Here is a 20,695-nt window from a genome sequence, read left to right on the forward strand (position 1 = left end):
TAGAACAAACGGTAAATAAAAGAAAAAAAATAACAAGGCTGTTGCTTATACTACTTATGATTCTTTTAAGCTTAGTTTGTATAAAGTATCTTATAAGTAAGTCTAGCAAGTATATCAGCGAAAATGGAAAAAGCAGTATGGGAGCTGTTGTTGAACAGATACAGCAGACCTATGATCTTCAAGTGAGTGGATACTACAACCAGCTGCAGTTGGTTGAGGAATTTTTACTTCATGAGAGGGAGCTGTCTCTTGAAACAGATACGAACAAAAGTTTCTTTGAAGCATGGGAAAAAGAATCGGAAAGTACACTTATATTCCTTCAGGAAAACGGCCAGGCAGTATCAGCAGGTGGAACAAAAATGCGGATTGATATGCCAAGTAAACTTCTGCTGGACTTAAAGAATGGATACAATATTGGAAAACTGGTGCGTCTTGATTATGATCAGGAGAAAAAAGACGGTTATCTGGTTGCGATCCCATGTCAGGAATACACGATCAATGGGGAAACTTATACGGCAATTGGAACTGTGTATGATCATTCGAAACTGGATTCCATGTTAAAATTGAAAGGTTATCATGGAAAAGCATATTTGTTCATGCTGGATCATGACGGAAATATTACGTATACGAACCAGAGTGGAGATAAATACCTGCGTAATTATTCTTTGTTAAAACATTTAAAAGGGGAACAGGCTATTACAGAAGAAGAGGCTGATTTGTTCAAAAAGAAGTTTGATAACAGAGAATCCGGAGTTGCACTTTTGGGAAAACAGAACCCCTATTATCTGGGGTATTGCCCGATAGAAAGCAACAACACCATTTTGGTATGCATTGTGGCAAAGGGAGTAGTTGACAATGTGCTGAGGGATTACCAGAAAACGGTGCTGCGTACAACACTACTCCTAGCAGGTTTTATATTTTTGCTTTTTGCCGGATTATTCTACAGTATTTCCAGACTTAGTCTTGCAGATCAAAAAGCAGAATATGAAAAAAGAAATAATGAACTTCATTTACAGACAATGAAGGAAATGGAAGTAGCCAATCAAAAACTGAAAAAGGCAAAGAACGCTGCAACAGAGGCTTTACAGACAGCGGAAAATGCAAATAAGGCGAAAACGGATTTTCTGTCTAATATGTCACATGATATTCGTACGCCTATGAATGCAATCATTGGTATCACATCTTTGATCAGACATGATGCAGGTAATAAAGCAAAAGTTATAGAGTATGCAGATAAAATAGATATTTCATCACAGCATCTGTTGGGAATTATCAATGACGTTCTGGATATGAGCAAGATTGAGGCAGGAAAAACAGTCTTCAAGTATTCTGACTTTTCTATTCTGGATTTTGTACAGGAGCTTGACACTATATTTCATTCTCAAATATATGAAAAGAAGCAGACGCTTACAATCATAAAAGAAAATATTCAGCATGAGTGGGTGAATGGGGATCAGGTTCATTTGATGCAGATTTTTAGTAATCTGCTGTCTAATGCAATAAAGTATACCCAGGAAGGTGGAGAAATTCAGTTTCTGGTAGAAGAATGTGAGACAAATTCATCTGTCTATGCAAAGTACCGTTTCTTAGTTAGCGATAATGGCCTGGGAATATCGGCAGATTTCAAAGAGATAATCTTTGATCCGTTTACTCGCGCTGAAAATTCTGTGACGAATAAGATACAGGGAACCGGACTTGGAATGGCGATTACTAAGAATCTGGTTGAAGCAATGGGAGGCACCATTGATGTGGAGAGTGAAGCGGGACAGGGAAGCTGTTTTGAGGTTCTCATGGATCTGAAAATTGTAGAGGATAGAACGGTTGCTCTGGTGGTACAGGAAGAAACAGATGAGCAGGATGAAAATATTCTGCAGGGAATGAGGTTCCTGTGTGCAGAAGATAATGAGATAAATGCGGAGATCCTGACGGAACTGTTAAAGATTGAAGGTGCGGAATGTACCATCTGTGAAAATGGCGAAGAGATTTTGAAAGCATTTGAACAGTCTGCTCCAGGTGATTATGACATGATCCTGATGGATGTGCAGATGCCTGTTATGAATGGTTATGAGGCAACGAAGGCAATCCGCAGAAGTTCCCATGAACTGGCAAAGAAGATTCCGATCATTGCCATGACTGCCAATGCATTCTCAGAGGATATTCAGCATTCTCTGTCAGCCGGTATGAATGCACATGTTTCAAAACCGGTTGAGATGAAGGTGCTGGAAAAAACAATCAGAAGTATAAAATCTGGTGGGGGGGGTACAGAAATGCAGGCTACTGAACAGTGACAAATGGATTTGATGCGGCAGTGCAATTTTGTTAAACCAGGAGGTTGACAAGGAGATGTATAGAGAAATATATTTGACAGACAGACAGACAGACAGACAGACAGACAGACAGACAGACAGGAGATTTAATATGATTTCGAGAGCAAAGAAATATGTGGCAGTATTACTGGCTTTTGTATGCGTGTGTATGATATTTTCTCCCCAGACTGCATATGCAGCCGAGGACAGTTCGCAGCATGAAACTGTCAAAGTCGGTTTCTTTGCCATGGATGGTTATCATGTGATGGATGAAGAAGGCAACCGCAGCGGGTATGGCTATGATTTTCTTCGGCTGATGGCTCGTTATTGGGATGTAGATTACGAATATGTCGGATACGATCAGAGCTGGGATGATATGCAGCAGATGCTTGAAGATGGCGAGATTGACATGGTAACATCTGCCCGCAAAACACCGGACAGAGAAGAAAAGTTTGATTTTTCACGTCCGATCGGAACCAATTATGGGATGCTGACCGTCCGCAGTGACAACAGCACGATTGTGGACGGCAATTACAGCACTTACAACGGTATGCGTGTGGCGCTTTTGAACGGAAACACCCGGAATGAAGAGTTTGCGGATTTTGCAGACGACAAAGGATTTACATATGTTCCATCTTATTTTGATACGACCACAGAAATGAATGAAGCCCTTCAGAGCGAAAAAGTTGATGCGATTGTTACCAGTTCTCTGAGAAAAACAAACAATGAGCGAATCGTGGAGAAATTTGGCAGCAGCGATTTCTATGTCATTGTTAAAAAGGGCAATACAGAATTGCTGAATGAGATCAATTATGCGATCGATCAGATGAATGCGGTTGAGGGTGACTGGAAAACGACGCTTTACAATAAAAATTATGAAAGCATAGAAACTAAGAATCTGGAATATACGGAGAAAGAAAAAAGTATTATTCCACAGTATTCCAAGGACAACCCGCTTCATGTTCTGTGTGATCCGACCCGTTATCCATATTCTTATAATGAAAATGGTGAGATGAAGGGTATTATCCCGGATTACTTCCGGAAAATTGCAGACTATGCCGGGATTTCCTATGAGTTTCTTACACCTGCTACCAGAGATGAGTATATTGCTTATCAGAAAAATACGGAAACCACAGATATGAGCATCGATGCACGCCTGGAAACAGATAACTATGCTGAGACGAAAAAATGGGGGATTACTGCACCTTTCATTACGATGCAGCTGGCAAGGGTGACACGGCGTGACTTTGATGGAAAAATTAATGTTGTTGCTACTGTTGACCAGACAGCATCAAATTCAATTGAAGATGCAATGGCACCCGGTGCAGAAAAACTGATGTGCAGTACCCGACAGGAAATGATGGAAGCTGTCCGTGAGGGTAAAGCAGATGCTGCCTTCGTCTACTATTACATGGCACAGGCGTTTGTGAACAGTGACACTACGGGCACCATGACATATACTCTGCTGGAACAGCCTACATTCACCTACCGCATGGTAATTTCATCAACTGAGAACCATGCGCTGGCTGGTATTCTGACGAAAGCAATGTATGCCATGCCCCAAAATCTTGTTGAAGATCTTGCAGCACAGTATACCACATACAAAGCAACAGAGCTGACATTTGTTGACTGGATCCGTCTGCATCCTGCTGTTACTGTTTGGGTTCTTCTTATTTTTGGATGGCTGCTGACTGCTATGGCTGTGATAATGGTGCGTCTCAGTGCAAGAAAAAAAGCTCAGAAGGCGGACCAGGAGAAAGCTGAGGAAATGGCGGAACTGGCAGAGCATGCACAGGCTGCAAACAAGGCAAAAACAGCATTTCTGTCACATATGTCCCATGATATGAGGACACCGATGAATGCAATCATAGGATTTACCGGTATTGCAATGAAAAACAATCCGTCAGACGAAGTGAAAAATTGTCTGGAAAAGATTGACGAAAGTTCAGAGCATTTACTGTCGCTGATCAATGATATATTAGATCTGACCCGCATCGAAAGTGGAAAAGTGAATTACAATCCGGTATCAGCGGATGTGAAAAACATTACAGATTCTGCATTGGATATTACAAAAGGCTTTCTTATGAACAGGGATATCAACTTTAAGATTCAGCGTGAAGAAGCAAAGATTCCAAATGTACTTGCGGATTCTGCACGCCTGCGTGATGTGCTGGTCAATATTCTGAGCAATGCCGTGAAATTCACTCCGGATGGAGGGACGATTACCTTTGAAGCCCGGTGTCAGGAAAAGGGCGGGGATGGATATATAAATATGCGTTACCGCATTTCGGATACTGGTATTGGCATGAGTGAAGAATTTACAAAAGAAGTTTTTGAGGAATTTGCACAGGAAGATTCCGGTGTGAGAACGCAGTACCATGGAGTTGGACTGGGGATGGCTATCGTAAAGAAGTATGTAGATATGATGGGTGGAACCATTTCCGTGCAGAGTAAAAAGCATGAGGGAACCACATTTACTGTGGATATTCCTTTGGAAATTACAGATAAGGAATGTAATAAGTCAGACACAGTTTTTTCTGAAAAGGTAAATCTTACAGGTGTGAATGTCCTTCTTGCAGAGGATAATGAACTGAATGCAGAGATTGCTGCCGTGCAGTTGGAAGAGTTCGGGATGAATGTAGAAAGAGCTGTGGATGGAAAGAATGCTGTTGAGATTTTCAGAAATCATCCGGAAGGCACATTTGATGTAATCCTGATGGATATCATGATGCCTGAAATGAATGGTTATGAAGCAGCAAAAGCAATCAGGGCAATGAGTGACAGACCGGATGGAAAAAATATTCCTATTATAGCAATGACAGCTAATTCATTTGCAGAAGATGTTCAGGCATCACTGGATGCAGGAATGAACGCACATTTGTCAAAGCCGATTGTGATTGATGAAGTTATAAAAACGATTTTAAGGTATATACATAATTGATTAGCAGATGTTCATGAATTAGTGGAATACAATTGACAGGAGAACTAGAGCGTGTTTGAAAAAGGCTTTCTGCAAGATGTGCGTCACAATTTGTGGGAGATTTCACCCGGATGAGGGCGCCGTAGCGGGCTACGGCAACCGAATTCGGGTGAAATATACCGCAAAGTGGGGCGTGCAGATTGCAGGAATGATTTTTCAAACACGCTCTAGAATATGACAATGCGAGAGTGCTATGAAGCTATTGGAGGAAAAGAAGTATATGAGTTGACGATTGAAGAAATTAAGAAGGGACTGTAGCATTAAGTGATGCGACATGACTTTCTGTCTTGAATCAAGTGCTTGGAAGATCATAAAAAACGAGTGGATAAAGGAAATAAAAAATATGGATAAAAGACAAAAAATCCTGATTGTAGATGATTCAAAATTAAACAGGGACATATTGAAGGAGATTCTCGGAGAAACTTATAATTATCTGGAAGCTGAAAATGGTAATCAGGCAATCCAGATGATAGGAGAAAATATTGGAATTGATCTGATGCTTTTGGACATCAATATGCCACAGATGAATGGTTTTGAAGTTTTGAAAATAATGAAAAGAAGCCAGTGTATTGCTGAAACTCCTGTAATCATGATATCTTCTGAAGATGCTGTTGATACTATGCGTAAAGCATATGAGCTGGGAATCACGGATTATATCACACGACCGTTTGATTCTGTGATTGTAAAGAAAAGAGTTCAGAATACTTTGGGCCTCTATATGAATCAAAAGCATCTGATAAATGTGGTTTATGATCAGGTTTACGAAAAAGAAGAAAATAATAATATCATGATCCGGATTATGAGTAATATATTGGGGTCCCGTAATAGCGAGAGCAGAGAACACATCCTGCATATTAAAACAGCAACGGAGATGATGCTGAGACAACTGGTAAAAGTAACAGATGCTTATCCTTTGACAGAGGCAGATATTGCTTTGATTACAACTGCTTCTTCCCTTCATGATATTGGTAAGATTCGTATTTCGGAAGAAATATTGAATAAACCAGGCAGACTCACTGATGAAGAATTTCAAATTATGAAAACCCATAGTGAGCTTGGCGCAGTTATAATTAAGGATATGGACTTTCCGCAAGATCATCCACTGGTGCATACTGCATGGGAAATCAGCAGATGGCACCATGAAAGATGGGACGGAAAGGGTTATCCGGATGGCTTGAAAGGTGAAGAAATACCAATCTCTGCACAGGTGGTATCAATTGTCGATGTTTATGACGCACTTACAAGTGAAAGATGTTATAAGAAAGCATTTGATCATGACACAGCGATTCAAATGATCCTGGATGGGCAATGTGGACAATTTAATCCCATCCTTCTTAAGTGCCTGAAAGAACTGGGTATTCAGCTTTCAAAAATGCCTGGTAAAGAGACGGATGATAATAAACATTATCATGAAATACAGAGACTTTCGAATGAAATACTTAGTGATAAATTCTTACCGAACCAGATATATTCACAAAGTCTTGTCAAGGTTATGCAGGAAAAAATCGATTTCTTCAAAGCGAACAGTGGCATAAATTCGATTGATTACAATGCAAGTTCGGGCCAATTAACTATAATAAATGAAAAACAGAAGATAATATACCAGAAAGATGATCCGGGAATTGATTTATTCAAAGTGTTTGAAGTGAGTGAAGAAGATATTCAAAATATCATAGATTTGTTGGAGCAGACCTCAATAAAGAATAAAGAAATTTCATTACAGATAAAAGCAAGGCTTGAAAATAAAAGACAAATGTATAATCTGAAACTGCACACATTATGGACTCCATTAAAAAAAGATGGCTATATTGGAATTATTGGATATTTTGATGCTGTAAGATTCGGATGAGCAAATGTTTGATGATTATATCTGTGAGAAAATCATGCGTTATGTATCTGGTGATATAGAGGATCTTAACCGGATAAAACAGAAAGAAAAAATATATTTATGTGACCTATCAGGATGTCAGTGCATTGCAGAAAAATGAGGAATTGTCCAATGCACTGCGTTATACAAAAAACGAGACGAAGAGCTTACAAATGCATTGAAGGCACTTGGAACAGTATTTACCAATATGCTCATACTTGCTGTTTTTGCCCAGGTGTTTGGAACTTCATAAAAACCGTATGTATAAAGGAAATGCAAACAATTAAGCTGAAGGATACAGGGTTGAGGAATATGAAACAGTTAATAATACCAGACAAGGTACCAAAAGAGCTGCTTACAGATTTTATGATCATGGGGGAAACCGGGGGAATGATTGGTGGATATTGTGAGAATGAGTTTCCGGTTTACTATGCCAATGAAGAAATGGCACGGATGCTTGGTTACGATGCAGTGGAAGAAATGGTTGAAGCAATTGACGGAAAAGTGATTAATACGATTCATCCCGATGACAGAGAACAGGTCATAAAGGATATCGGGGATGAGTATTATGAGGGATTAACCTATGAGACCACATATCGTATGCCACGAAAAGACGGCTCCTGGTTCTGGACGGTTAATAAAGGAAAAGTCATACGGACAGAGGATGGGAAACTGGCTATTATCAGTGCCTGCCAAGATATGACATCTTTCGTGGAACGGCATAAGAAACTGGAAGAACAAAATATACTGTCTCAGGCAACAATCGATAATATCCCTGGCGGCTATCACAGATGTTCCCTGGAGGAGGGGCATCCATTCTTATATATCAGTGACAGGTTCCTTGCGATTCTTGGGTGGACCAGAGAAGAGATCAAGACAATATTTGATAATAAATTTGACAATATGCTGCATCCGGATGACCGGAATCTTTCATCAGATTTCGTCATCCGTATTCTTGATACATGCGGACGTGGATCGACGAAGGATCAGATTTACCGGCTGCTTGGAAAGGACGGCTATCACTGGGTCACAGATGCTACAACATTGGTGAAATCCGGTAATCAGACATTCTTTCAGGGAAATATTACAGATATTACGGACTTTGTTAAAGACAAAGAAAAAAGAGAGAAAGAACTGGAAGACAGCAACCAGATTCTGAACGAACGTAACCGGATATTATCAGCTTTATCCAAAGATTATACAACGATACTTTTGTGTGATTTAAAGCAGGATACATTTGAAACCGTAAAAGGGGATACCTTTATGCACAATGCCCCTGAAGAAAAGCAAAAGTTAGTTCGTGGAAGTAACTGCTATTCAGAGAGAATCCGGTATTTTTTTGAAAATATCCTGATTAAAGATTCTGCTCCGGGGTATCTGGAAAAGCTTTTGCCGGAGTATCTTATGGAAGAACTAAAAGAGAAGGACAGTATAGAGATTTATCATAAGATCATACCAAATGGGAGTGGTTCCAGACATTTTTTGGCAAACGCAGTACGTTTATCCAATGAGGAAGATCATTTTAAGATCATCCTCGGTTTCTGTTCTGTAGATGAAATCATGAAAAAAGAACAGGAGATAGAGCTTCAAAGAGAGATCATCGAAGGTCTTGGAAAAGAATATTTTTCTGTTCTGGCAGTAGAACTGGATAAAGATCGGGTATTTTATTATCGAGAGTCTGATGAAAATGGAAAGATTATTTCAGATTTCTGCAGAAAATGTGATAACAGATGGTCACAAATAATTCCTTCTTATGCCGAGACGATGGTATCTAATAATACCAACGGAGAATTTGAAAAGCAGCTGGGTCTGGAAACTCTGCGTTCACAGAAAGAGGATTATTCCATGACATACGAGTTTAAGTTGGAAACGGAGATCAATTATCATCAGGTAAGAGTGGCATACGCAAAGAAAAAAGACGGAGCAAGGGTGGCTGTAGTCGGAACAAGAAATATTGACAGTCTGATAAAAAAAGAGCGTATGCAGGAAGAAAAGCTGAAAAAAGCATATGCTGCCGCAGAAAATGCAAATAAAGCCAAAACGGAATTTCTGAATAATATGTCCCATGATATCCGTACGCCAATGAATGTGATCCTGGGATATAATCAGCTGATGAAATCACAACTGACAGAGCCGAAGCAACTGGATTATCAGAAGAAAATCGAACAGTCCGGAAAACTGTTATTGGCCATCATCAATAATGTACTTGATATGGCCCGGATTGAAAGCGGAAAGATAAAAGTCGATGAGAATTATGAAAGAGTTGGTGAGGTAGTAGACGAAATCATAAGTACATTTGCATCTGAAGCGGAAGAAAAAGGAATTCATCTGAGCGGCAGCATGAAGGTCACACATAGGAATATCCTGTGTGATGGTACAAAAATCAGGGAAATCTATGTAAATCTTGTCAGTAATGCTATTAAATATACGCCCAGAGGTGGAAATGTAACGATCACTGTAGAAGAGCTGCCATGTGAAAAAGAAGGATATATGAAGATAAAATCCGAGATAAAAGATACCGGTATTGGCATGAGTAAAGAATATCTTCCAACGTTATTTGAACCATTCAGTCGTGAACAGAATACAACCACCGGAAGAGTCAGAGGAACCGGTCTTGGAATGCCAATCGTAAAGAACTTGGTCGATCTGATGGGCGGCAGTATTGAAGTGGAAAGTGAACTGGGAAAAGGAACCGTATTTACGTTTACACTGATGAACAAAATAGCGGACAAGAAATATTACAGCCAGAGGATAGAAAAAGTAAAAACATCTAATATAGGAGAAAGTCTGAATGGAAAGCATGTTCTGCTGGCGGAGGATAATGATCTGAATGCGGAAATTGCAGTGACAGTTCTGGAAGAAGCAGGGATTGTTATCGAGCGTGTGGAAGATGGAATTCAGTGCGTGAACAGGGTGGCGCAGATGTCACCGGGAACTTATGATCTGATACTTATGGATATCCAGATGCCAAATATGGATGGCTATCAGGCAGCACAGCGTATCCGGCATTTAAATGATAAGACGAGGGCTGAGATCCCGATCATTGCCATGACAGCAAATGCCTTTGCAGAAGACAGGAAAAGAGCATTTGATGCCGGCATGAATGGACACATTGCAAAACCCATTGATATTGAGAAACTGGGAGCGGTCATTCTTTCTGTATTGAAAAAACAGGAAGGCTTACAGAATGGAAAGAACAACAGCATGAACGCAAACAGACTGCGTTCATGAGCAAGAAGCGAAAGCGGATTGCGAATGTCCGCTTTACTGGATAATAAAGAGGAAATGAATGAACAGAAAGATAGAAAAACGGATAAGAAAAAAAGGCAAGAAAAAAAGATTATGTTTGAGCATTTTAGTACTTATCATGTTACTTTTTGTACCGCTTTCTGCTTATGCATCGGAAATAAAAAGTGATGGAAAAACAACTCAGGCATTGGAAGAAGAAAATAAAACCGTGAGAGTTGGCTATTTCCCATATGCCAATTTTCAGGAAGGCGGCTATGGGGAACGCAAGCAGGGAGCTGGCTATGAGTATCTCCAGAAGATTTCTTATATAACCGGCTGGAAGTATGAATATGTCTATGGCTCATTTAAAGAGTGTCTGGATATGCTGGAAGATGGAGAAATAGATATACTTGGAAGTGTCAGTTATACACCGGAAAGAGCAGAATCTATCGATTTTTCGACCTATGCAGAGGGAACAGAACGATATTGGATCTATACCCGGGAAGATCATACGAATCTTACGAATGGTGATCCAAAGCAGATGAATGGTTGTCGTATCGGTGCTGCGGATGGAAGTTATCAGAAAGAACTTCTGGAAAAATGGCTGGACAGCAATCAGATCCAGGCAGAGGTGGTTGTCTGTAAAGACTATGATGAAATGATAGAAAAACTGGATGCAGATGAACTGGATGCGCTTGTGGTTCCGGCACTGTCTGTCAACAGTGATTTTATTGCAATCGCCAATATCGGTGCAAGTGACTGTTATTTCGGTGTATCAAAATCCCGACCGGATCTGTTAAAGGAATTAAATTCTGCCCTGGAAGAAATCAACAATACAGAAACGGACTACAGCAGCAAGCTGTATGCCCGTTATGAAGGAAAAGCGGTCATAAATTATGCACTCAACAAGGAAGAAAAACAATGGCTGGATGCACATGAAAACACAATCCGTGTGGGATATCTAAAGGATAATCTCCCTTTTTGTGGTGAAGAAAATGGGAAACTGACAGGAATCCTTGGTACCGTTCTGGATACGGTTCAGGAAAAATATAAAATTACGATCAAGGCAGTTCCATGTTCCACGGGAGAAGAGATGAATGAGGCATTGCAATCTGGTAAAATAGATATTGCAGGTCCTATCATTCAGAATTTTTATACACAGGAACAGTTTCAGGTGATTTTGACGGATGAAATCTTTGATATTACGCCGGTTGTTATTTACAAAGGAAATGAATATAGCGACAGTCTCTCTACAATCGCAGCGACAGAGACCTCACTGTATTCTAAATTGATGGTGTCTCTTCTTTTTCCAGACGCAGAAATCAAGCTGTATGACACACAGGAAGAATGCCTGGAAGCAGTAGCAAATGGAAAAGTGGGAGCAACTGTCATTCCATCTTCAAAGATTAATCTTCTTAATGAAAGTCCACTGACCAGAAGTCTGTCCTTTGCAGAAATGGCAAAACAGCAGGAATTAGCGATGTTCACGACGAGAGAAAACAGAAGAGCAGCTACTATTATCAATAAAGCAATTGAGCAGTCCTCCAATATTTTAAATGGCGTGGTCCTTGCACAGAATTCTGTTTCGGAAAAGAAAATGACCTTACAGGATGTCCTTGCGGAGTATGCAGGCTTAGGAATCGTGGTTTCATTTGTGATTATTTTTGTACTGCTTCTTCTGGTTTATTCCCTTTCCGTAAGCAGAAAAAAACAGATGGAAGCCCTGAAAGAAGCACAGAATGCAAATGCGGCGAATATTGCAAAAACAACGTTCCTGAATCATATGTCCCATGACATCAGGACACCGATGAATGCAATTGTTGGATTTACAGATATTGCTATGAAGAGGAAACCGGACAAAGAAGTGGAGAACTGTCTGAAAAAGATCAGGCAGAGTTCAGAATATCTGATGACACTTATTAATGATGTACTGGACATCAGCCGCATTGAAAGTGGTAAACTGGAATATAAACCAGTGCCGGCAGACCTCAGGGATATGATAAATACTGTTTTGTCGATTGCAAGAGGATATATGGAAAACCGTGACCTTGATTTTTATGTTTCAAGAGAAGAACTTAAAAATCCCTATGTGATGGCGGATGAACTCAGAATCAGGGAAGTATTGCTCAACATCATCAGCAATGCAGTCAAATTTACAAAAGACGGAGGTACCATTTCATTTGTTGCAGAAAACGCTCCGGGTAATGATGAGCACCATGTGATTGTACGCTATCGTATCTCGGATACCGGAATTGGTATGAGTGAGGAGTTCCTGAACAGAATATTTGATGAGTTCAGTCAGGAAAATGATGGAGCAAGAACCAGTTATAAGGGAACCGGACTGGGAATGGCGATTGCTAAGAAATATGTAGATCTTATGGGAGGAAAAATTGAGGTCAGCAGCAGACAGGGTGTTGGCTCAACATTTACGGTAGAAATCCCACTGCTTATAGCAGAACATGTAGAAACTGAAGAAAAAGAAAAGTTAAAGAAAGATATGGATCTACATGGTTTGCATGTTCTTTTGGCAGAGGACAATGATTTAAATGCGGAAATAGCAATAGCACTATTGGAAGAACAAGGGATGATTGTAACCAGGGCTGTAGATGGTAAATCTGCCCTGACACAGTTTTGTAATACAGATCCGGGGACTTTTGATCTGATCTTGATGGATATTATGATGCCGGAAATGAATGGATATGAAACGACAAAAGCCATCAGAAATCTGTCGGACCGTCCGGATGGAAAGAAAATACCTATTATTGCAATGACGGCAAATGCATTTGCAGAGGATGTACAGGCTGCTCTGAATGCCGGAATGGATGACCATGTGGCGAAGCCGGTTGATATGGAGATTTTAACATCTGTCATCACAAAATATATAGAACGATGACTCGTTTGTTGAAAAATGGATCGAAAAATACATACTGGAATGGAACTTGAACATTTAGTAGCAAAATATGTACAATTCCGATAATATCATGAACTTATGGGAACGTATTGCGGATACTTTGTGAACTTTATCCTGATACAATGATTATGCTGATGAAAGAAGGCATAGATAACTGAATACAAGAAAGAGACGAAAGCCTTAGTAGTTAAGAAAAAACTACTGGGGCCTTTTTTGTGCCTGAATTTCTCAGCCAATAACTGCGGGTGTGTCCCGACAGGATAAAGGCGGAGCAGGCATGATTCTAAACAGAGGTCCGCCTTCTGGATTTGAAACGAGCAACAAGATTTCAAATTCAGGAGGAACGGATATGTATATTGAACACCCATATTTTTATGAAGGAAAGTACTACGCAAATATTGATAGAGAAATGATCGAGATTACAAAAGAAGTTGCGTATGCGATGAACAACTTTTACAGAAGCAGCAAGGCAAAAAAGTTGAGATTAAGAACGAACAGGGGGAAGTCGTGGATAAGATGCTGAGGGAGGTGCCTTACAGTGGACAGTTCATCGATGGAGAAGGATTCATGATTGAGGATTTCGAACAAGGATGATAAGCCTTTGAAACAGAATATGTTCAAGGTGGTTTGATAATAGAATATTGATATAGATTGGTGACACTCAGGCTTGGCTTGGGTGTTTTTTGACTGGTGAATATGTGGTTTGTATGGTAGAATAAAATTTAAGAAGTGGATACAGTATTGAAAATCAAGGTGAAGAATATGGAAAATGAGTTAGTCTTATTTACAGATGGTAGTATACAATTAGAGGTTCCGGTATCTTCTGATGGTGAATCTGTATGGTTATCTGCAAATCAGATGGCAGTATTGTTTGATAAAGATGAAACCAATATTAGAAAACATATTAATAATGTATTCAAATCGTCAGAAGTCGATAAAAATAACAACACGCAAAAAATGCGTGTTGATGGGGTAAAGCAATTAGTTGCGTTTTATTCTTTGGATGTAATATTAGCTGTAGGGTATAGAGTAAATTCGTCAAGAGGTATAGCATTTAGAAAATGGGCAAATACTATTCTTAAACAATTTATTTTGAAAGGATATGCTATTAATGAGAAACGTCTTCAAGCATTAAAAAAAACAGTGGATATTCAAACAAGAATGCTCGCGGATGCTCTCAATATAGAGGAATCAGATGTGCTTAGAGCTGTAAATGAGTATACAGATGCATTACTTTTACTTGATCAATATGATCATCAGACATTATGTAAACCTGATGGAAATAAACCGATATATCGTATAACTTATGAAGAATGTGTTGAAATGGTTGGAAAAATGCGTGATTCATTTAACAGTGAGGTATTTGGAGTAGAAAAAGAGACTGGAAAAGTAGCAGGGATAATAGCGGCGGTATATCAAAGTATATTTGGACAGGATGCATATCCATCCTTGGAAGAAAAGGCAGCAAATTTATTATATTTTATGATAAAGGATCATCCTTATGCAGATGGATGCAAGAGAATTGCAGCATCGCTTTTTCTTGAATTTTTAGATAAAAACAATGCTTTATTTCAAGAAGGTAAAAAACGACTTAGCGATGGAACCTTAGTAGCAATCGTTAAATTGTAAGGGCTATCGTTATATAGTGTGCAATCGTTGAATAGTCTAGCAGTATCGTGTAAAATGAATATCTAGTTGGATAAGGTCATATAATATTAATGCAGCCGCAAGCTGTGATTTGAACTATATTTGACCTTGACAGGCGGCACATTTGAATGTATACTTTAAGTACAGTAAGAGATTACTGCAAATGTTTGTTGCTACTCGATATGCAACTCAAACAAGGTCGAGTTCAAATGTTTGTCGCTACTCGATATGCGACTTAGAAAAGGTCGAGTTCAAATGTTTTGAGGTTCCGTTCGAGAGGACGGAGCCTCTTTTTGACGATAGGAGAAGAAATGGAAATAGGACATTTTTATTATATTGATGATCAATACTTTAAGGATTTTCCAGATTCTTATTTGATGCAGAATAAGGAAAAGGTAAATGGACAGTTACATGATAGACCATGCTTTTATGCATTCCAGGATAGTAATACGCAGCTGTTTTGGATGATACCATTTTCATCACAGACTTCTAAATTTAAAGGAATCTATAATAAGAAAATGCAAAAGTATCATAAGTGCGATACAATTGTTTTTGGAGAAGTGCTTGGTCATGAGAAGGCATTTTTGATTCAGAATATGTGCCCGATTACAGAAAAATATATGAAAAATGAGTATCTGGATTCTGTTGCCAATATACCAGTTCGTGTTGATGGTAGATTGGAAAAGGAGTTAAAGGATAAAGCAGGAAAAGTTTTAGCATTGCAGAGAAAGGGAGCGAAGTTGATTTTTCCAGATGTCCTTAGTATAGAACAGGAACTATTAAAATAGATGTAAATATCTATGTCGGATAAAGAGAGGTGTCTTTCCTAGTGGCAGGCATCTTTTTTTATTTAAAACCGTGTGGTGTATCATGGTTGGCGGCGAGATATAAGTCTAGGAATCTGAATCTTACAGCGAAAACAATTGAACTTTACAAAGATGTAGAGTGAGAGGAATTGGTTATATGAAAGTGATATGTCCAAAATGCAAATCAGAACATACAGCACCGATTATGTATGGGTATCCCGAACCAGAGGCTTGGGAGGCTTCGGAGCGCGGAGAGATTATCCTTGGTGGTTGTATGGTATTTCCGCACCAAGAGGACTATGGCTGTTTGGATTGTAATCATAGATGGTCATTGGATTCTCTGCCTGCTAAAGCTATTAAGAAAATGCGTATCAGGGTGTTCGAGCAAGGTCCATGTACAATTGATATGGCACGTGCATGGGTGTACGAGATCTATGCAGATGGAACTGCTAGAAAATATGATTACCAGGGAAGAAGTAGAAAAGCATTATTTTCTGAAAAAGAACAAGTGTCGGAGCGAAAGACAATTGAATTGTTCCGTGAATTTCAGAAGGTAATGAGCAAATATCCAGAAGAAGTTATTGTGGCAGAAGTTCTTGACGGTTGCGGGTATAACCTACAGGTAACTTATTTTGATCACAGAAAAAGAATCATCAAAGGTAATCTTGGCGGAGGTACGATAGATAATTTGGTAATGGGGTTCTTTGGAAAGATATTTGATGTGGAGAAATGACTATGTTTCAGGAACTGACAGGTTTTATTGAAAGATTGGATAGTGAGGAACACGGCAACTGGGTAATTGATAAAGAAAATGATGGTAGCCAGAACATCCGATTCAGATGCCATATGTAAATTATGGTAGAGAAGCAATTACATTTGAGAAAGCTGTGTATAAATTTGTGGACGAACATCCGGAATACGATATGAAGAATTATGGAGAGATACTGGAGAAAGTAGGTATCGAATGGGGAATAAATTCGATGGAAAGTGCCATCGTGGATGATCTTGATGCCAGGACTGTATTGGCACTCTTGATTGGTGCGATTAGAGCAGATAGGTTTTGCGAAGGAGCATTGCTCGGTTTTATGAAAAGCGGGGCAATTCAGAGATGGTTGGTTAGATTAAAAGAGTTAGATTTGTAAAAAAGGCACTGATGTCTGGGTGCCTTTTTGTGTTAGTGCCACTTAACGATTGTGGGTGTCAAAACACCCATTTAGTGATATAATAAACTCTGTATATTCATTTAAATGGAGGCGCTTATCATGGCAGTCCCAAAAGTTGACGGACAATTTATAGCAGAGGCTATTAAATATATTGATGAGAATGGAGTTCCTTGGCATAATACGAGTACCAAGTATGAGCTTGTATGGGAAAACGGTAATACCTATCCACCAAAGTATGTCATCGCAGTAGCAAATCATTTGCAGAATGGTGCAGAGATAGATGTATCTGGATATAATGCTGTCGAAGCAAAAAACTATCTTACTGCAAAAGAATATGAGATTCAGATTAAGCAGACAAAATACGAGATTACTATAACATCAGATTCTGTTACTTCTACTGATGATTCATTCACTATGGATAATATTAGTGCAGGAGATGTGTTCAAGCCTTTGGATGTATCATTTGTTGCTGTCGATGGAACTGTTATCAAAAGAAATTATGGGAAAGGTGAGAGACGGAATACAAACCAAACTTTACCACGTATTGCGTTTCAAATTTATGAAAAACAGATTGCAGCCTTGCCAGTAGAAGAAAAAGAACAGTTTCCAATTTGTCAATACGCTCCAGATAAGGAAATGATTCGTGGAATTTATTACAGCAAGGACGAAGCAAAAGCACACAATATAAATCCGTTCAGTACAATGTCGTATGATTATGATGATGGCAGACAGTTTGTAATTTATTCATGGAATATCTTTACAACTCTTAGATTTGTTCAGGAGTGTTTGACACGTTTCGGTAATCCGGGAGATTCCTTCAAATTGGTTTATCGTGAGAAGGACGAGAAGGAAAATGCAGAGGAAGAGGCAGTAAAACCAGCAGAATTTAATGGCTATCTGAATCCATATTCTACTATGCTTGTGGAATCTAAGAACATTATATTCCGAGGCGCTCCAGGAACTGGAAAGACTTATCTTGCAAAAGAAATTGCTACTGACATTATTAGCAATGGCTATTTTGATGATTATACGATGCTCACAGATGAGCAAAAGCAACAGGTAGAGTTTGTCCAATTTCACCCAAGTTATGACTATTCGGATTTCGTAGAAGGACTCCGTCCAAAGACGAATGAAGATGGTTCTATGGGGTTTGAATTGCAGGATGGCGTGTTTAAGAAATTCGTGGATAAGGCTAGAAGAAACTATGAGAATTCTAAAAAGTCCACAGAGGTCATTGCAAATGAATTATCTGTTCAAGAAGCAATGAAAGAGTTCTTTGATGATGTGGACACAGGAAATAACACCTTCAAGACCAAAACGGGTACAGAATTTACAATCACAGATGTCGATGATGAGCATATTTATCTTTCAATACCACAAAATGCATCCATCAACAGTATCCGATTGAATATTTCTGAAATTAGACAGATGTTAGAGTCTGGAAGAGAATTTAACAAATTAAAAGATATTACGGAATTTTTCAATATCAATTTTACGCAGCAGAGATATTCCTACAATCTTGTTATTTTTAACGAGATTCAGAAAAAGAAAAAGGCTGCAAAGATTATAAGCCAGGAAGAGTTGAAGAAATATGTATTCATCATTGATGAGATAAATCGTGGTGAGATATCTAAGATTTTCGGAGAGTTATTCTTTGCTGTTGATCCAGGATACAGAGGTGTGGCAGGAGAGGTTTCCACACAGTATGCAAACCTTCATGCTGATAGCAATGAAAAATTCTATATCCCAGACAACGTTTATATCATTGGTACGATGAATGATATTGACAGATCTGTAGACAGCTTTGATTTCGCTATGAGACGAAGATTCCGTTTTGTGGAGCTTCGTGCAGATGAGCGCCTTGAGATGCTTGCTAACTTAAATAACGAAGAGAAAGAGGCTGAGGCAATTGCCAGAATGTCAGCTTTGAATGTGGAAATTGCAGCAACAGAAGGTCTGAATGAAAACTATCAGATTGGTGCATCCTATTTCTTGAAGCTGAAGAATATTGACTTTGACCAATTATGGTCAGATTACCTACATCCGTTGTTACAGGAATACATAAATGGTATGTATGATGAAGAAGGTATTATGGAGCGATTTAAGAAAGCATATAACCAAGGAAAGTTGGACGGAGCTGATGTAGATGAGTCGAATTAAAATAAAAGATAATTCGAGAATACCTAAGGAGTCATTGTCTGGCATATCACTTCTGACAAGCAAAATTGCAGATAAAACTTTGGAGCAGTTGGAGAAAGAAGGGATATTTGTATTCCCGGAGATTCTTAGAGACGCAGATGATATCACAAAAGACCAGATGATTTTACAGAGTGTAAACAATTATTATTTGTCGAGCAATGTCATGGGCTTCATGGGACTTGGAGATGAGAAGCTCATAGTTGAATCAAGATTTAGTGGTAACGGGCAGGACTTCCTGTTTCAATATTTGCTTGAGAGAGTATTTGATGTCCCGAATATTGTGGATTTGGAAACGGATGCGAACAATGATGATTGTGTTTTCAATCTGCTTGTTTTTATTTTCCCACATTACTTAAAGAGTGCCATGCGTAAGGGTGTCTTTAAGACTTATGTGAGAAAAACATACAATGACAGCAATGTTAAGGGAACGGTAGATATAGCGAGACACATTGTTAAGAATACACCGTTTGTTGGCAATGTAGCATATTCGCAGAGGAAGTATTCCTTTGATAATGATTTGATGGAATTAATCCGTCATACGGTGGAGTTTATCAAATACAAGCCATACGGACATAAGCTGCTTGCGCAGGTTAAGGATGAGGTCAAGGATGTTGTAGCGGCCACTCCTAACTACGAGATGTGTAACCGACAGAAGATTATCGATGCAAATAAGACCAATGCCATTAGACACGCATATTACCGAGAATATTGTGAACTGCAGAGCTTGTGTCTACTTATCTTACAGCATCAGAAACATCAGATTGGAATGGGAAGCAAGAAGGTATATGGATTGCTCTTTGATGGCGCATGGCTCTGGGAAGAGTATATGAATTCGATTGTGGACGAGATTTTCTATCATCCGATGAACAAAGCTACAAAAGGTTCTCAGCGTTTGTTTGACCATAATCGCGGACTTATCTACCCAGACTTCATCAGCAGAGACTCAGAGGCACGAGTGATTGCAGATGCGAAGTACAAACCGATTGATAATATTGGAAACAAGGACTATCTGCAGGTATTGGCATATATGTTCCGATTTGATGCCAAGAAGGGATTTTATTTTTATCCTGAAATGGGAGAGGAAGAAGATGCTGTTATGTGGCTCAATCGTGGTTCGACTTATGAGAAGAATGTAGAGGCACGAGAGGATATTTGTCTCGTCAAGCACGGATTTCAGATTCCGACCGGGATAGATGTATATAGTGCTTTCACAGAGCAGATGCGATGTAATGAAATCAAATTCCTTGATGGAATTTTAACGTCCGTGAAATAGAAAAAATATACCTTTTAACGATGCATCCCTCGGTTTAGAAATACTCCAAGGGGGGCAAAATCCAGAGTAGTAATCCCGAAAATTTTGACTACGATTTTACTACGAATGAGGGGTGTGAATTGCACCGTTTTGCCGTATTTTGCAAAATCGGCACTTAAAATGTAACTTTTATAATAGAAGAAACAAGTCGGCAAAATGCCCCCAAAACACGGTATTTCTCGGCTTTTTATGATAGGAGATTTTTATGATTAGAGTTTTATTCGTATGCCACGGCACTACCTTAGCAAAATTCTGAAAAACCTTGATTTTACAGTA

Annotated in this window: 13 protein-coding genes and 1 pseudogene; 13 read left to right on the top strand and 1 reads right to left on the bottom strand. The window is 39.1% G+C overall.

All coding sequences use genetic code 11. The features are described 5' to 3' along the window. Positions 1–137: 137 nt before the first annotated feature. Complete coding sequence (locus tag DW904_RS15905) at positions 138–2,288, top strand: ATP-binding protein (protein ID WP_118582578.1); 2,151 nt, start codon at positions 138–140, stop codon at positions 2,286–2,288. Between the two features lie 55 nt (positions 2,289–2,343). After that, a complete protein-coding gene (locus DW904_RS15910) occupies positions 2,344–5,247 on the top strand; it encodes a transporter substrate-binding domain-containing protein (RefSeq protein ID WP_118582581.1) in 2,904 nt (967 codons plus the stop codon). Here the strand turns inward: DW904_RS15910 and DW904_RS25805 are convergent. Then, positions 5,213–5,386 (bottom strand): annotated as a pseudogene (locus DW904_RS25805) (DUF6783 domain-containing protein); the annotation flags it as partial. The gene DW904_RS15910 and the pseudogene DW904_RS25805 sit on opposite strands and share 35 nt — an antisense overlap. On the opposite strand from DW904_RS25805, the gene DW904_RS25810 reads away from it, so the two are divergent. The 11 genes from DW904_RS25810 (at position 5,324) to DW904_RS15965 (ending at position 20,380) form a co-directional block, all read left to right on the top strand. Then, positions 5,324–5,464 (top strand): DUF6783 domain-containing protein, encoded by a 141-nt coding sequence (locus DW904_RS25810; protein ID WP_334304079.1) that lies wholly within the window; start codon positions 5,324–5,326, stop codon positions 5,462–5,464. The pseudogene DW904_RS25805 and the gene DW904_RS25810 overlap by 63 nt on opposite strands. 96 nt (positions 5,465–5,560) lie before the next feature. Next, positions 5,561–7,135 (top strand): HD domain-containing phosphohydrolase, encoded by a 1,575-nt coding sequence (locus tag DW904_RS15920; RefSeq protein ID WP_347562171.1) that lies wholly within the window; start codon positions 5,561–5,563, stop codon positions 7,133–7,135. Between the two features lie 330 nt (positions 7,136–7,465). Beyond that, positions 7,466–10,384 (top strand): ATP-binding protein, encoded by a 2,919-nt coding sequence (locus tag DW904_RS15925; RefSeq protein WP_202187746.1) that lies wholly within the window; start codon positions 7,466–7,468, stop codon positions 10,382–10,384. Positions 10,385–10,442: 58 nt separating this feature from the next. Continuing rightward, positions 10,443–13,274 carry a transporter substrate-binding domain-containing protein gene (locus DW904_RS15930; protein ID WP_118582592.1) on the top strand — a complete coding sequence of 944 codons (2,832 nt, stop codon included), beginning with the start codon at positions 10,443–10,445 and terminating at the stop codon, positions 13,272–13,274. Positions 13,275–13,569: 295 nt separating this feature from the next. Further along, positions 13,570–13,815, top strand: a complete 246-nt coding sequence (locus tag DW904_RS15935) for a hypothetical protein (protein WP_243110449.1) — start codon at positions 13,570–13,572, stop codon at positions 13,813–13,815. Positions 13,816–14,054: 239 nt separating this feature from the next. After that, the gene (gene rhuM / locus DW904_RS15940) at positions 14,055–14,921 is read left to right on the top strand and encodes a RhuM family protein (RefSeq protein ID WP_118582595.1); all 867 of its coding nucleotides are present in this window, start codon (positions 14,055–14,057) and stop codon (positions 14,919–14,921) included. Between the two features lie 329 nt (positions 14,922–15,250). Further along, positions 15,251–15,727, top strand: a complete 477-nt coding sequence (locus tag DW904_RS15945; RefSeq protein WP_118582598.1) for a hypothetical protein — start codon at positions 15,251–15,253, stop codon at positions 15,725–15,727. 175 nt (positions 15,728–15,902) lie between these two features. Next, entirely contained in the window at positions 15,903–16,478 is a 576-nt protein-coding gene (locus DW904_RS15950; protein ID WP_118582601.1) for a hypothetical protein, read from the top strand. 106 nt (positions 16,479–16,584) lie between these two features. Further along, positions 16,585–16,887 (top strand): DUF6508 domain-containing protein, encoded by a 303-nt coding sequence (locus DW904_RS15955; protein WP_243110450.1) that lies wholly within the window; start codon positions 16,585–16,587, stop codon positions 16,885–16,887. A gap of 120 nt (positions 16,888–17,007) precedes the next feature. Then, positions 17,008–19,068: an AAA family ATPase gene (locus DW904_RS15960; protein WP_118582604.1), complete on the top strand. Its 2,061-nt coding sequence runs from the start codon at positions 17,008–17,010 to the stop codon at positions 19,066–19,068. Next, positions 19,055–20,380 carry a hypothetical protein gene (locus tag DW904_RS15965; protein WP_118582607.1) on the top strand — a complete coding sequence of 442 codons (1,326 nt, stop codon included), beginning with the start codon at positions 19,055–19,057 and terminating at the stop codon, positions 20,378–20,380. The genes DW904_RS15960 and DW904_RS15965 overlap by 14 nt, the downstream gene beginning before the upstream one ends. The last annotated feature ends 315 nt before the right edge of the window (positions 20,381–20,695 follow it).

The sequence above is a fragment of the Ruminococcus sp. AM42-11 genome, from assembly GCF_003480145.1.
Classification (GTDB): domain Bacteria; phylum Bacillota; class Clostridia; order Lachnospirales; family Lachnospiraceae; genus Blautia_A; species Blautia_A faecis.